Raw genomic sequence first — 14,078 nt, forward strand, 5'->3', positions numbered from 1 at the left:
TTTTGCTGGCCGTGGCTTTCGCACTCGAAAGCCACGCTTCAGACCGCATCGTGAGCGCGGGAGGAGCCATTACCGAGACGATCTATGCGCTGGGTGCGCAGGATGCGCTCGTGGCGGTGGATACCTCCAGCATCTTCCCGGAGCAGGCGGTGGCATTGCCCAAGGTCGGGTACTCGCGGGCATTGTCGGCCGAAGGAATCCTGTCGATGAAGCCATCCCTCGTGCTGGTGAATGCCGACAGCGGCCCGACGGAGGCACTCAGCCAGGTTGAGAAAATCGGCGTGAAGGTCGTTCGTCTGCCCAATGAGCACACCGTGGAAGCGGCGGAAAATCGCATCCGAGTGGTGGGTTCCGAGGTTGGCAAGGCGGAGGAGGCGGACAAGCTGATCGCCACTCTGCGGGATGACCTCCGGGTCGCCAGCGAAAGTGCGGGGAAACCGGAGACTGCGCCGAAGGTGCTCTTCATCTACACCCGCGGAGGCGGGCTGATGAACGTCTCGGGAAAAAACACCGCCGCAGACGCGATGATCACGCTAGCCGGTGCTCGCAATGCCGTGACAGATTACGAGGGCTACAAGCCCCTCACCGCCGAGGCGGCTGTCGCAGCGGCACCCGACGTGATCCTGGTGACATCCAAGGGTCTCGAAAGTGCGGGGGGCATCGACGAGTTGCTCAAGCAACCGGGTCTCGCGCTTACCCCGGCTGGAAAAGCGGGACGCGTTGTTGCGATGGATGATCTGTATCTTCTCGGCTTCGGACCTCGGCTCGGCAAGGCCGCGCTGGAGTTGGGGCAGAAGCTCCGGGCTTCTCCGGGTCTCGCCCAGAAGTGAGCTCCGGCATCCGCCGCGGGCGGAGCCTGGTGGTCGCTGCGTTGATCGTGGCGGCCATAGGCTCTGTCGTCATCGGCCTCAGTCTCGGCGCGGTGCGCATACCTCCAGGGGAAATCCTATCCATCCTCTGGGGCAAGCTGACCGGCGTCGCAACCCCGGGCACTCAGGATGCCGTGCTCTGGCATCTGCGTGCCCCGAGGGTGGTGCTCGGCCTCATGGTCGGAGCCGGTTTGTCTGTGGCGGGCGCGCTCATGCAGGGACTTTTCCGTAATCCGCTGGCCGATCCCAGCCTTATAGGCGTGTCGAGCGGGGCGGCTCTGGGCGCGGTCTTTGCCATCGTGCTCGGCGGCGTGCTGCTGCCGACGCTGCCGTTTCTGCATCATGCGGGCTTTCTTCCCATGGCGGCCTTTATCGGGGCATTGGGGGTGACGTTGTTCATCCAGCGCGTAGCCAATACCAGCGGCTACACGGCGGTGGCGACCTTGTTGCTGGCGGGCGTGGCGGTAAACGCCCTCGTGGGTGCGGTGATCGGCTTTGCCACCTTTCTCGCCACCGATGCCCAGTTGCGCACGCTCTCCTTCTGGACGCTGGGCAGCCTGGGCGCGGCGGACTGGACGATTGTTTGTATTGCCATGCCCTTCTGCCTGGGTCTGGTGGCATTGGCTCCGCTGTTTGCCGGGGCCTTGAACGCACTCTCGCTCGGCGAGGCCGAGGCGGCGCACCTGGGGTACGCGGTTGAGAGAATCAAAGGGCTGATCATTTTTCTCACGGCTGCAGGTGTCGGCGTCTGTGTGGCTTACACGGGAATCATTGGTTTTGTCGGCCTGGTCGTTCCGCACCTGGTGCGCCTCATGATCGGGCCGGACCATCGGTGGCTCATTCCGGGCTCGGCCTTGCTCGGCGCGAGCTTGTTGGTATTGGCTGATACAGCGGCCCGGATCATTGTCGCTCCGGCGGAGATGCCGATCGGAATCCTCACCGCGGCCTTTGGGGCGCCGTTCTTTCTCGGGATGCTCCTGCGGCAGCGCAGAAAGGCCCTTTGGTCATGATCGAGGCGAGGCAGCTTTCCTTTCGTGTTCGCGAGCGCGAGCTGGTGCGGAGCCTGAACCTGCGGGTGCGACCCGGGGAGTTTACGGCGATTCTCGGCCCGAACGGCGCGGGAAAATCCACGCTGCTCAAGCTGCTCTGTGGTCAGCTCAAGCCGACGACCGGGACGATTTTTTTCGCGGGCAAACCGCTGGCGGAGTGGAGCGCGCGCGATCTCGCGAAATATCGCGCGGTACTCCCGCAGCAGTCTGCGGTGCCCTTTGATTTCACGGCGCTGGAGGTCGTGCTGCTCGGGCGTTCGCCCTACGGCGATGCAGGATCGCAAGAGGGCCTCGCCCGCGAGGCACTGCGCATGACCGATAGCGAGCATCTCGCCGACCGGGTGGTGACGACGTTGTCGGGTGGCGAGTTGCAGCGCGTCCAGTTTGCCAGGGTGCTGCTCCAGATTGGCTGGCGCCCCGTGAGCGATGGCCGCTGCCTCATGCTCGACGAGCCGATTTCCAATCTCGATCCGGCGCATCAGCACGGCGCCTTGCAGGTGGCTCGAAACATGGCTCGTCGCGGGGTCACCGTCCTTGTGGTGATTCATGACCTGAATCTGGCCGCTCAATACGCCGATCATGTCATTCTCATGAAAGAGGGTGGCATCGTGGCGGAGGGTGCTCCGGCCGAGGTGATGACGGCGGAGCGCATCGGAGACGTCTTCTCGGTCCACGCCCGCATCACGGCGAACCCGCTCTGCGAGGCTCCGGCGGTTTTCGTGGAGCTGCCGCCCCGCTAGTTTTTCTTTCCCTGGAGCGGGAAGACACACGGGCATGAGCCGAACATCTCGGCAAATGCCTTGGAGAAATGGCTGAGGCTGGAGTAGCCCACGGTAAAGGCCGCCTCGGTGACATTGCACTCGCCCTTGCGTAGGAGCTCGGCTGCCTTTTCCAGCCGCAGGTTGCGCAGGTATCGCGAGATGGTCATGCCGGTCTGCTCGGAGAAGATGCGGCTGAGGTAAAATGAACTGCATCCGACCTCCCTGGCAAGTTCGCCGAGGGTGGGGGGATGTTCCAGGTCGCGCGCGAGCGCCTGCTTGACCCGTTCGACGCGATCGAGGGCGACGCGCTTGTGGCGCTGGCAGAAGAGTTCGCTCGTGGTGTCTATCAGGACATGAGAGACGATCTCGAGCGCCTTGGCGCGGAACCAGAGGGAGTTGATCGGTTCGGGAATCGGTGGGTGGAGGAGTTCTTCCGTTGTGCGCTTCAGGCGTTGGTCGAGCGGCGCGCTGCGGGTCTGTTGCGACGGCTTCAGGTTGCCGCTGAGAAAGGTGAGCGTTTCCCGGTTGAGATGACCTTCGAAGCCGGTGATGGCCTGGTTGAGCCATGGGCGTGAAATCTCAATGGTGAAGAAACGGTGCTTCTGGCCCGCGTGGCGATCCGCTGCCAGCCCTTCGCTGCCCACACTATAGTGGGCCACGGTCTGGGGATTGATCACATGCGTGCGCGAGGGACTCGTGCGCAAGGTGCCGCATCCGGCGAGATTAATACAGATCTCCAGGCTGTCGGGATGAAAGCTGCGTGACCAGTCGAGGGTCGTGGCGCACTCAAAATCATGCCATTCAATGCTCAGCCCTTCCTGGAAGCTCCCATAGATGCGCCTCCACTCCCCCTGGATGCCCTCCCAGGCGGGGCTTTCGACGAAGGTGGCTGGTGCGGACATGGCTCGCCATTAAATGAGAATGAGTCTCAGTCTAGCAAGCGGGAAGTGATCTTGCGGGGAAAAGAATTCGCCCCCATATTGCGCGCGTGGAGACAACCGAGGTCAAATATCGCATCGGAAACGAGAAGCTCATTCGCGTGCTGGATGGAGCCAGCGCCAAGCTGCGGTCATTGCTCGAACGTCAGGGGCGACCGGGCGGCGCGTTGCGGGTGGCAGTGATCGGTGGAGGATGCTCGGGATTGCAGTACAAGATGGACCTCGTCGACGGCCCGGCCAATCGCGACATCATGGTCGAGTCCAACGCCGTGCGCGTGGTCGTCGATCCCAAGAGCGCGCTCTTCGTCAGCGGATCGGAGCTCGACTACAGCGACGACCTGCAAAAGGGTGGCTTCAAGGTGACGAATCCCAATGCCGTGGCGCATTGTTCGTGCGGCGAGAGTTTCTCGGCGTGACGGACGCCTTTTCCCTGTTCGGAATCGCGGCGCGGCCCATTCCCGACGAGACCGATCTCAAGGAACGTTATCTGCGCGAATCGGCTGCCGCCCATCCAGATTCCGGGCGTGGAGACGCCGGGCGATTTACGGAGCTTCAGGAGGCCTATCGCGTATTGAGCGATCCCGCGGCACGATTGCGTCTGCTGGCGGGCGATGGCGACACAGTGGGCCGGCTGGGATCGCCGGAGATTTTCATGCTGGTGGGCGGAACGATGCAGGCGGCCAATGCGGCATTGCAGACCCGCTCCTCCTCGACCACGGCCCTCTCGCGAGCGGTCAGCACCGCGGAATGTCGCGCGGCAGCGGCAAAGGTGACGCTGGCCCTCGAGGCCATCGCAGACTCCCGCGCCAGGCTCGACGCGCGCCTGCGTGAGTTGGATACGCGCTGGCCTGCGGTGGAGCCGGGTGAACTCGCCGCTCTGGCGGGCGATTATGCCTTTACCGGAAAGTGGGAGGCCCAATTGCGCGAGGCGGAATTTAAGCTCGCGCACGGCTGAACGGCACGTAGCGTGCGGTGACCATGATCGTAGGAATCGACCTCGGAACGACAAATTCCCTCATCGGCGCGATGGACGCCGGTTTCCCCGTGCTCTTTGCCGACGAGAACGGGTGCCGACTCACGCCCTCCGCGCTCTATTTCCCGGAAGATGCGACCGAGCCGGTGGTTGGTTGGGAGGCTCTCGAGCATCGCGAAACCGGGGTTTTGTCGATCAAGCGCCTGATGGGTTCGCGCGTTGGCGAGGTGGAGACCACCTTGCCGGTGGTGGGCAGGCCGGGCGAACCGGTGCGCTTGCAGGTAGGTTCCCAGACCCTTAGCCCCGAGGAGATTTCCGCATTCATCCTCCGCAAGCTCAAGGTCCAGGCTGAACGTGTCTTGGGTGGTCCGGTGACGAAGGCCGTCATCACGGTCCCGGCCTATTTCAACGACGCCCAGCGCAGCGCCACCAAGCGGGCGGGTGAACTGGCGGGGTTTGAGGTCGAGCGCCTCCTGGCGGAGCCCACTGCGGCCGCGCTCGCCTATGGTTTGGACCGGCTGGGGGAAAAATCACACGTGGCCGTTTACGATCTGGGCGGCGGAACGTTTGACATCTCGGTGCTGGAGCTTTCCGGCGGCGTGTTTCAGGTGCTGGCGACGAACGGCGATACCCGGCTTGGCGGCGATGACTTTGACCGGGCGATCGCGGAGAAATTTGGCATTTCTCTGGCGGAAGCCGAGGCTCGGAAACGCGAGGGTGGCGAGCAGATTGCAGAAGTCTGCCGCCCGATCCTTGAGAAGACCCGTCTGCATTGCCTGCGTTCGCTGCACGACGCGAAGGTCGATGTCGGACAGCTTGACGAGGTGATCCTCGTTGGCGGCTCGACTCGCATGCCGCTGGTGCGCGAGTTTGTTCGCGAGGTGTTCGGAAAGGAACCCAACGTCTCCCAGCATCCGGATGAAGCGGTGGCATTGGGCGCGGCGATCCAGGCGGGTATCCTGTCCGGATCCGTGCAAAACGTCACCCTCCTCGACGTGACGCCGCTTTCCCTCGGTATAGAGACTTTTGGCGGGTTGATGAATGTCCTCATCCCGCGAAATACGACCATTCCCTGCCGGGCGGGCGAGATGTTTGCCAATGCCGCCGCCAACCAGACCTCGATGCGCATCACGGTGCTCCAGGGCGAGCGCGAGATGGCTCGGGATAACTGGAAGCTCGGTGAGTTTGTCGTCTCATTTGCCCCCGCTCCACGCGGTCAGGCCAGGGTGGGAGTACAGTTTGAAATCGACGCGAATGGGCTGCTCCAGGTCCTCGCCCGCGATATCGCCACCGGAGTCGATACCAAGGTCGCGATCGAGAGCGCGGTCGAGGTGAGCGACGAAGCGGTGGAAAAGATGCTGGAGGATTCCCTCGAGCACGCCTTTGAGGACATGGATGAGCGGGTCTTTACCGAGGCGACGATCAAGGCCGACGAGATGCTGCCCGCTGTCGACAAGGCTCTGGCGGCGCTCGGTGACAAGGTGCCGGAAAGCGACCGCGCCGCGATCCTGGCCGCCGCCGGGGCGGTGCGCAGCGCAAAGGCGGAAAAGTCGCTTTCCAAGCTGAAGGCCGCCCTGGCCGATCTCGACAGGCTGACTGAGCCGCTGGCCGCCCAGTTGATTGAACTGGCGATGGGCAGCTAGTTCTTCGCCGTCTTTCCCGAGGGGCGGAAGTAAGCGGCGAGAAACTCTGGATCGCGGAAGCCGGATTCCCGACCCTGACGTACGATGATCAGGCTTTGCGAGGGAACGATGTAGACCCTCTGCCCGTAGGAACCCACCATCGCGAGGAGGTCTGTCGGAGCCTCCCGGGAAAGACAGGTGCGATTCCATTCCTGACGGCCCAATCCCGCCGAGATGGCCTCCTCCACATCTCGGGAGACGGCATCCTTGACGGCTGCCAGCGAGTTGTTCCAAAGACCTCCGCCATAAGCGGGATTGGCGTCGGAACCTTGTACCGCCTCGCGGAAAACCGGAGACGAGAAGATCGGGAAAATCCAGCGCCAGCCTTCCTTGCGCACGACCTGTCCGACGGCAAGGAGTTGAGTGGCGCAGGCATGAGCGCCGGCAGAAAAATAAGGAGTTCCTTCCCTGTCCCGTCGCCATCCCGCGATGGGAATGCCGAGCGGTTGCAGCAGGACGGAGTTGATCCAGGGAAGCGGAGGCTGCTTCAGCTTGCGGGCCAGGACAAGCTCTAGAGCTTCGTAGTGAGCAGGGCCATAAGCGAAGGTTGTGCCTGGTTTTGCTACCGAGGATAGCCTGGCGACGGCAGTCTGCTTGTCCTTGAGGTTCGGGCGGTAGAAGGTTTCATAACCGGGGTTCAGGCCCGAGGTTTGGTCGAGGAGTTGCCGGATCGTGATGTCGCGTTTCCGGGGATCATTTTTCCATTCCGTGATGGCATCGCTGGCGCGTTCGTCGAGCTTGAGCCAGCCCTTGGTGATGGCGGCCATCGTCCCCATGGCGCAGAGAGTCTTGGTGATACTGTAGACGTTGGGCGGTTGCACGCCGGTCGAGGTCCTTCCCCGGCTTACGAGCGTCCTGCCGTCCTGCCAGACCAAAAGTGCCGTCTCGCCATGTCGGGCGGAGTAGGCGGCGGCAGAGTGGGGGTCAGCCTGAGCTACCGCTGCTGAAAACAGCGAAATGATGATAAGGACTCCGATCGGCTTCACCCGAGGAGTTTACTTATGTGAGTGATGTGCGCGACGGGAAATTGCGCCTCCCTCGATGCGCGGGGCGGCTTCCTTGAGCCGACGGTAGGCGAAGGATTCCCGCCAGAGTCCCCATTTGGTGAGGTAGGGCTTCTCGCAATGCACGCACACCATCGTGCGGTCCAAGCCGTGGACCCACGGATTTTCCTTGGAGCATGAAGGGCAGAAAGAGGAAAACGCCGGCATGCGGTCGGTTGCATTCCGGAGCAGTTTATCCATGGGCAGGTCCAGGTCCTGCGCTTCCATCTCGCAGTCGAAACGCTCCAGCCGGCCGCAGCGCTCGAGATAAAGCCGACGTGCACGCTGGTACAGGGACAGGACACCCTCAACCGAGGTGAATCGCCGATCCATACGGTCCGAATAGAAATGAAACGCCAGCAACAAGGTGAGCGCGGCGTCTGAACTCAGCGTAATCCCGTCGCGAATGCAGGCCTGGGTGAAGAGGTTGGTGAGCTCGACGGGGCCGTAGGAGGCGAAATTGATGATATTGGAGAACGCGAGCTGGATAGCCGGACTCAGACGGAGCACACGCCGGATTTCCTCTCGTTCGCCCTCCATGATCACGAGACGCTCCGGGTCACGGGTGAGATTCTCGATGAGAGTCCGTACGGCAGCCGTGGTTGCGGTGGTGAAACCGGTTGCTTCGCGGGCGCTAAGAAACAAAGCGCCTTCCTTGGGTAGTTGATCGATGCCTTCCTCCAGTAGCTGGTCGATCGTGACGCGATGAAGCTCCGGGCTGTGGATGATGCTGAAGACATGCAGCGCCTGGGCCAGCATGGCTCCGGCGCTCTCCTCACCCACGGACTTCGGGCCGATAAGAGCGGCGTGAAAGCTCTGGGTCGTCATCGGGAAACCTCGCAACCCGCGCCGGTAGGCGGCATGAGCCTGGCGAATGATCCTCTCGAGCTCGGCCCGGACGTTCTCGTGGCTCACGGTCTGATTCAGAGCCTCCATGAGCGCGTCCATCGCAGATCCAGCGCGTTTTTCCACCGTGTCGGGATCGGTTACACTGGAGTCGATGAGTTTGCACTCCTCCAGGATCAGGTCATTCGACCTGAGGATGGCGGTAGGCGGTTGGCCGGTGAAAGAACTCAGCTTGATGACGCCTCGGCAATCCGAAGCCGAGAGAGCCGCACCGGTGATCGACTGGAGGGAAAGATCCGTCGCCTCGATATGGCTCATCTGCGCATCCACGGCGATTTCCGAAGCAGACTCCAGGCGGGATCGAAAGAATTCGAGACGAGCTTGATTCGCCGTAAGCGCAATGGTGGCCTCGGGGCGAACGAGGGAGTGCTCCATGAGAAGCGAGCCACCGGTGATGTTGATCTGTCCGCAACGTGCCGAGGACTGCTTGTCGAAAGAGCAGGAGCGGAGATGCAATTTGCTCGATGCGAGGCCTGCGGAGATGATGCTCGCGGCGTGGTGCTCGGAAAAGTGGGTGCTGAGCAGACGCACCTCGGGGCAGTCCTGAAGGTAAAGCCCGACGCTGTTGCCGCGGAGGGAGAGACCCTCGGCGTAGACCGTCGAGGCTTCTGCGAAGATGCCCGCACCGAGTTCATCTGCACCCGGTTTTGCGGCACATTGCTCAATGCGGCTGGCGTAAAGGGCGCAGGTGGAGCCATGGCGTACAGCCACGCCCGCGTGGCAGCCCGAGACCGCAGTGCGGAAGAGCTCAGAGGTCGAGCGGTCGGTAATGCACAGGCCCTCCTCGGCTTTTCGGATATGGCAGACGGTGAAGTAGGCCTGCCCCCCTTCACAAACGCGGACTCCGCCCTCGATCAGGCACTCCTCAAAGATGACAATGCCCTTGCGGATCTCGATGGCCGGGGCGTCGTCGTTACCGCGAATCTTCAAGCCTGTAAAAATGACAAAATCGCCGGTAATGACCATGGGGCCACGCAGGCTCGCGCCATTTTCGATGGCTTGGAAGCGCAGCGACTTGTCCACCTCGGTCAGCTCATACTCGCCCGCAGGCACGAGTATCCCGTCATCCGGGGAGCTTTTCTTGATCGCCGCTGGAATGGTCTTGGAATCAAACATCCCACCTGCAGGGTCGACAGAGATGTCGCGAGCGCGCGGAGAACGCACATGCCGCGAGATGACTCCGGACAAAGCCTGAGGACGAAGTGAGAAGGGGGATGGAGATGGCATCGGTTCGCTGAGAGTCTACTCGGTATGCCCCGCGAAAAGAAAACAATCCCTCAAGCCATTCTATCTTTCGAGCAAATTTTTCCCAAAAAAGCGTGGCGATTTCGCAGTTGCTTTTCCCCGGTCAAGGCGACACCGTGTCAGAACCTTAAATCGTAATGAGCGCCTCTCTCGCCGCCTCCACTCAACTCGACGAACTCAAGAAGTTTACAACAGTTGTCGCCGACACCGGGGATTTTGAATCCATCAAGAAGTATTCACCCCAGGACGCCACGACGAACCCGACCCTGATTTTCAAGGCGGTGCAGCAGGCCGAGTACAAGCCCCTGCTCGAAAAGGCCATCGCTGACAACAAGGGTTCCTCGCTCAGCGGTGATGCACTGGCCAAGAAGATCATCGACGATCTGCTCATTGCCTTCGGGACGAAGATCCTTGAGATCGTGCCGGGCCGCGTGTCGACCGAGGTGGACGCCCGTCTTTCCTTTGATGTCGAAGCGACGGTGGAGAAGGCCCGTTACCTGATCGGACTCTATGAAAAAGCCGGTATCGCCCGTGAGCGCATCCTGATCAAGATTGCCTCCACTTGGGAAGGTGCCCGTGCTGCCGAAGTCTGCGAAAAGGAAGGCATCCACTGCAATCTGACCCTGCTTTTCTCGCTGCCGCAGGCCATCGCCTGTGCCGAGGCTGGCGTAACGCTGATCTCGCCCTTCGTTGGCCGCATTTACGACTACTACAAGGCCCACACCGGCAAGGAATACGTCGGAGCCGAGGACCCCGGCGTGCAGTCCGTCCAGCGCGTCTACAATTACTATAAGAAGTTTGGCTACAAGACCCAGGTGATGGGCGCCAGCTTCCGCAATATCGGGGAGATCCTCGAACTCGCGGGCTGCGACCTCCTTACGATCAGCCCCGACCTGCTCGAGAAGCTGCAGAACTCGACTGATCCGGTGGCGCGCAAGCTCAGCCCGGAGGAAGCCAAGGCATCCGACATCGAAAAGATCGACGTGACGGAAAAAGTCTTCCGCTGGCTCCTCAACGAGGACCCGATGGCAACCGACAAGCTCTCCGACGGCATTCGCAAGTTTGCCGCTGATATCGTCAAACTCGAGGAAATCATTCTGAAATCGGTGGTATGAAAATTCGTATCCTGACCCTTCTCGCGGCGCTGGCTCTTGGGCTGATGCCGCAGGCCAAAGCCGTCACGGCGGCGGTGGAACATCCCGGCTCGGTACCCATCCTGCTGGGGATCGAGAAGGTGCGTGACGAGTTGAAGCTCAACTCGCTGCAACGGGCTGTCCTCGACTCCCTGCGTGCCGAGTACAAGAATGCCGCACGTCAGATCGTGGCGGCGAATCCCACGACACCGGAGCAGCGCCTTGAGGCAGAGAAGAAGCTTCTCGCCTTGAATGATCGCTACAACGAGCGGGCGCTCTCGACCCTGAACACGACCCAGCGGGCGAAGTTCATGAAGATCGAGCGCAAGGTGCTGGGAGCACTTGTTCTCTACACTCCGTCGGTGCAGAAGGAACTCGCCCTTGCGCCAAAGCAGATTCAAGCCATCGAGAAAATCCGGCAGTCCGGTCTCAAGCAGGTGGGCAAGATCAACCGCAAATTTGAGGCGGGCAAAATCGGATATCAGGAACGTCTCGATCTTCTTCGCGCTCGCAAGATGGCCTCCTCCGAGGCCTTGCTCAAGGTGCTGACTCCGACTCAAAAGGCGGAGTTTGCGAAGATCACTTCGCAGCAAAGCTAGTTTCCCGAAGAAGGCCGTCCCCCCTTTCATGCCGGCCTTCATAGCATTACGCGCCACGGTGAGATTTCTCGCCGTGGCGCTTTTTGCATGTGCGACCACTGCGTTTTCCGCGGATCTCCCGCCGGCAGAGTCCCTGGATGGGCCGACTCCCGCTTACCGGCGAAGCCTGGAAATCACCAACGAGACTCGCGAGGAACTGGCGGCCGGGAATATTGATCGGCTGGAGGCTATTGCCGCTCAATTGCGGGCCAGCAAAGAACGCCTCGACGGGGGAGGGTGGCTGCTTTCCTCCTACTATTGGGTGCTTGCGAAGATGCCCGACGAGGAGCAGGACCAGGCCGGGCGTATCGCCTTCCTGGAGAAATGGGTGGCCGAGCGCCCGCAGAGCATCACAGCGAGAGTCGCCCTGGCCTGGGCGCTCACGAGGTACGCCTGGAAGGCGCGAGGGAGCGGGACAAATGACACGGTGTCCGATGAAGGCTGGCGGCTCTTTGGCGAGCGACTCGACCAGGCGCGAGTTGTCCTGGATGAAGCAAAGAAGCTTAAGGAACAATGCCCGGGCTGGTACGAGGCGGCCCAATCCGTCGCCTTGGGACAAGGTTGGGATCCTGACGAATACTTTGCCTTGGTCGACGAGGCCATCGGTCGGGAGCCGACCTATGGCGCGTACTACTCCAATGCCTGCTACTGGATGCTGCCGCGCTGGCATGGAGAAGAAGGTGAGTTTGAAGCCTGGATCACCGGGCTGGCCGACAAATCCCCGGAGGGGGAACGCGATCGCCGTTACGCCGCCCTGGTCTGGTCCGCAGACCTCATGGCGAAAAACCGGGATATGGTTTTTGCAGAAGGGCGCCTGGATTGGGAGAGGACGAAGAAAGGATTTCAGGAGTGGATCGCTCGCGAACCAGACAATCTCATGGTTCGTTTCGTCTTCACGCGTCTCGCCGTGCTGGCCGATGATCGCGAGACGGCGCGGGAGCAGTTTGATTTCACGGGAGGTCGCTATTTTCCGAGAATCTGGACACCTGCGAGTTTCGAGGCCGCCCGGCGCTACGCCTACGAAGGCGGGCCAAACCCGCTTATCCCCAAGAAGACGGTCGAACGAAAGGGGCCGCGGTTTGATTTTGAAACGATCCGTAACATCCGGATCGGCGTCCACGTGTTGCTGGCGCTCGCCGGCGGATTCCTCGCGGGTTTCATCCTGCTGATCATTGCCTGGCAGCGCAAAGAGGTCTGGGCCGGAGTCATTGCGGTTTTTGTCGCGGTCTTTGCCTCGCTGCCCTTCGGGACGATCGGATCATTGGCGGCAGGGGTTGGTCTTTGGGTTTATCTCCGCTGCCGACCTGCAAGGACTTTGGATGAGGGGGGACGATTTTCTCCCTGGATGACACTGGCCGGAGTGATCTGTCTCGCGGTTGCTTATCTCGGGATGCAAGTAATGGCGGTTATCCCGGCCATGATTCCGTACCTGTTGGAAATGGGGCCGAGTCAGCAGGCGGCCGCAGTGGAACGCCTCATGGCCAATGGTCAGGCGGAGCGCATTGCGATCAGTGCCGCGTGGTTGGTCGTGCTGGGTGCTGTGGCGGTCTGTGGCTCCCGGGTCCGGATCGCAAAGCGATTGGGGCTGAGTCGTCCCGGTCTCAAGGCCTCCCTGCTCTGGACGCCGGTGTTTCTGATCGTCATCGCCGCGATGGGATATGCTGTCGACAGGGTGCTGGACGCCCGGTCGATGGAAGCCCTTAAGCTGATGCAGATGGGGCGGCACAGTCCGGCGACTTTTATTCTGAGCCTGTGCCTTTTTGCTCCGTTGGCCGAGGAGTTGATCTTTCGCGGTTATGCCTACTCAGGGTGGATTCGCTCGATGGGGTGGTGGCTCACGGCCCTGGTTTCGTCGCTCATCTTTGCCCTTCTCCATATTCAATATGGGTGGGTGGGGTTGGTTTATGTGTTTGTATTGGGTATGCTGCTCGCCTTGCTCCGTCGGCTCTCAGGCAGTGTGATTCCCTGCATCGTCCTGCACTCGGCAGCCAATGCCGTGTTTGTCATCAGCAGTTTTGTTTCACCGCTCGGGTGAGGTTTCGCCGCAAGTTTTGCCGCGATGGCTGTCGATAGTTAGAATGGTATTTCCGTTCCCGGTTCAGCCGGACGATCTTAGGTTGCGCTCATGAAATCCTCTCAGAAAAGCATCGTCGCAGGCATGATATTGGCAGGAGTGTTCTCCATTCCCGCCTGGGCGGAAGAACTGACCTTTGTAAACCCGGGCTTCGAGCAAGGTGCGGAGGGCTGGCGCGCATCCAAGGAAGACACGGCAAACAACCTGAGTTCCGTGCAGGCGGATGCGGCGCATAGCGGCCAGTTTGGCCTGCGAGTGGAGCAGGGAGATGGCGGGCCGGGATCGTGGCTGGAGAGTTCCAAGTTTGAGATGCAGCCCGGGAAGTCCTACAAGCTGACCTTTTGGGCGCGCAGCCTCAACCAGAGCGGCGCTGGCGTATGGCTGATGTTTAAAGACGCGGAAGGCAAAAAGATCGATGTGCCCGCCGAGATGTCAGCCAAGCAGGTCACCCAGAGCGCTAGTGCGTGGACCGAGTACACCATGGACTTCACCGCTCCGCAGGGCGCCGAGTCGGTGAGCTTCGCGATACACTGCTATTCCCAACGTCCCTGTCTGGCCGATTTTGACGACTTTTCGCTTACGGCGAACTAGAGTGAATCAAATCGTCTTTGGTTAAAGCGCGCCGAGCGCCTCTGCTGGAGAGCCGTTATTTGACAGGTCGGAAAAGTGAAAAGCCGCCGGACAGCAAAGTCGGCGGCTTTTTTTACGCATTGGATTAGGCAGCGTAAATCGGGGCTATGGTACGAAAACTCCGCAGTCTGTGGCGG

13 protein-coding genes are annotated in these 14,078 nt (G+C 61.2%); 10 read left to right on the forward strand and 3 right to left on the reverse strand.

The window, feature by feature from the left end:
* Positions 1-11: 11 nt before the first annotated feature.
* The 3 genes from TSACC_RS07025 to TSACC_RS07035 are packed head-to-tail and all read left to right on the forward strand — an operon-like array spanning position 12 to position 2,658.
* Entirely contained in the window at positions 12-830 is an 819-nt protein-coding gene (locus tag TSACC_RS07025) for a heme/hemin ABC transporter substrate-binding protein (RefSeq protein ID WP_169809566.1), read from the forward strand.
* On the forward strand, positions 827-1,879 hold the full coding sequence (locus TSACC_RS07030; protein WP_075078660.1) for a FecCD family ABC transporter permease: 1,053 nt from the start codon (positions 827-829) through the stop codon (positions 1,877-1,879). Before TSACC_RS07025 ends, TSACC_RS07030 begins: the two co-directional genes overlap by 4 nt.
* Complete coding sequence (locus TSACC_RS07035; RefSeq protein WP_075078661.1) at positions 1,876-2,658, forward strand: heme ABC transporter ATP-binding protein; 783 nt, start codon at positions 1,876-1,878, stop codon at positions 2,656-2,658. The genes TSACC_RS07030 and TSACC_RS07035 overlap by 4 nt, the downstream gene beginning before the upstream one ends.
* On the opposite strand, the gene TSACC_RS07040 is transcribed toward TSACC_RS07035, so the two are convergent.
* Complete coding sequence (locus TSACC_RS07040) at positions 2,655-3,581, reverse strand: helix-turn-helix transcriptional regulator (RefSeq protein WP_075078662.1); 927 nt, start codon at positions 3,579-3,581, stop codon at positions 2,655-2,657. The genes TSACC_RS07035 and TSACC_RS07040 overlap by 4 nt on opposite strands.
* A gap of 86 nt (positions 3,582-3,667) precedes the next feature.
* Here TSACC_RS07040 and TSACC_RS07045 point away from each other — a divergent pair, with 86 nt between their 5' ends.
* The 3 genes from TSACC_RS07045 to TSACC_RS07055 are packed head-to-tail and all read left to right on the forward strand — an operon-like array spanning position 3,668 to position 6,233.
* The gene (locus TSACC_RS07045; RefSeq protein ID WP_075078663.1) at positions 3,668-4,033 is read left to right on the forward strand and encodes a HesB/IscA family protein; all 366 of its coding nucleotides are present in this window, start codon (positions 3,668-3,670) and stop codon (positions 4,031-4,033) included.
* Positions 4,009-4,572 (forward strand): J domain-containing protein, encoded by a 564-nt coding sequence (locus tag TSACC_RS07050; RefSeq protein WP_237763911.1) that lies wholly within the window; start codon positions 4,009-4,011, stop codon positions 4,570-4,572. Before TSACC_RS07045 ends, TSACC_RS07050 begins: the two co-directional genes overlap by 25 nt.
* A gap of 23 nt (positions 4,573-4,595) precedes the next feature.
* Positions 4,596-6,233, forward strand: coding sequence for an Hsp70 family protein (locus tag TSACC_RS07055; protein WP_075078665.1), 1,638 nt, complete (start codon positions 4,596-4,598; stop codon positions 6,231-6,233).
* Here TSACC_RS07055 and TSACC_RS07060 read toward each other — a convergent pair.
* Entirely contained in the window at positions 6,230-7,258 is a 1,029-nt protein-coding gene (locus tag TSACC_RS07060; RefSeq protein WP_075078666.1) for a serine hydrolase domain-containing protein, read from the reverse strand. The genes TSACC_RS07055 and TSACC_RS07060 overlap by 4 nt on opposite strands.
* Positions 7,259-7,267: 9 nt before the next feature.
* Positions 7,268-9,385 carry a right-handed parallel beta-helix repeat-containing protein gene (locus tag TSACC_RS07065; protein WP_237763912.1) on the reverse strand — a complete coding sequence of 706 codons (2,118 nt, stop codon included), beginning with the start codon at positions 9,383-9,385 and terminating at the stop codon, positions 7,268-7,270.
* Between the two features lie 218 nt (positions 9,386-9,603).
* On the opposite strand from TSACC_RS07065, the gene tal reads away from it, so the two are divergent.
* From tal to TSACC_RS07085, 4 genes are all read left to right on the forward strand, one after another.
* Positions 9,604-10,581 carry a transaldolase gene (gene tal, locus TSACC_RS07070; protein ID WP_075078668.1) on the forward strand — a complete coding sequence of 326 codons (978 nt, stop codon included), beginning with the start codon at positions 9,604-9,606 and terminating at the stop codon, positions 10,579-10,581.
* Positions 10,578-11,198 (forward strand): hypothetical protein, encoded by a 621-nt coding sequence (locus TSACC_RS07075; protein ID WP_075078669.1) that lies wholly within the window; start codon positions 10,578-10,580, stop codon positions 11,196-11,198. The genes tal and TSACC_RS07075 overlap by 4 nt, the downstream gene beginning before the upstream one ends.
* Positions 11,199-11,226: 28 nt before the next feature.
* Positions 11,227-13,272: a CPBP family glutamic-type intramembrane protease gene (locus TSACC_RS07080; RefSeq protein WP_075078670.1), complete on the forward strand. Its 2,046-nt coding sequence runs from the start codon at positions 11,227-11,229 to the stop codon at positions 13,270-13,272.
* 90 nt (positions 13,273-13,362) lie between these two features.
* A complete protein-coding gene (locus TSACC_RS07085) occupies positions 13,363-13,902 on the forward strand; it encodes a carbohydrate binding domain-containing protein (protein WP_075078671.1) in 540 nt (179 codons plus the stop codon).
* Positions 13,903-14,078: the final 176 nt, after the last annotated feature.

Source organism: Terrimicrobium sacchariphilum, assembly GCF_001613545.1.
Lineage (GTDB): Bacteria > Verrucomicrobiota > Verrucomicrobiia > Chthoniobacterales > Terrimicrobiaceae > Terrimicrobium > Terrimicrobium sacchariphilum.

Bases quoted from the DNA above. Each gene is read 5' to 3' on its own strand.
- TSACC_RS07035 (WP_075078661.1), top strand. From the start codon at position 1,876: ATGATCGAGGCGAGGCAGCTTTCCTTTCGTGTTCGCGAGCGCGAGCTG.
- TSACC_RS07040 (WP_075078662.1), bottom strand. From the start codon at position 3,581: ATGTCCGCACCAGCCACCTTCGTCGAAAGCCCCGCCTGGGAGGGCATC.
- TSACC_RS07055 (WP_075078665.1), top strand. From the start codon at position 4,596: ATGATCGTAGGAATCGACCTCGGAACGACAAATTCCCTCATCGGCGCG.
- tal (WP_075078668.1), top strand. From the start codon at position 9,604: ATGAGCGCCTCTCTCGCCGCCTCCACTCAACTCGACGAACTCAAGAAG.
- TSACC_RS07075 (WP_075078669.1), top strand. From the start codon at position 10,578: ATGAAAATTCGTATCCTGACCCTTCTCGCGGCGCTGGCTCTTGGGCTG.
- TSACC_RS07080 (WP_075078670.1), top strand. From the start codon at position 11,227: ATGCCGGCCTTCATAGCATTACGCGCCACGGTGAGATTTCTCGCCGTG.
- TSACC_RS07085 (WP_075078671.1), top strand. From the start codon at position 13,363: ATGAAATCCTCTCAGAAAAGCATCGTCGCAGGCATGATATTGGCAGGA.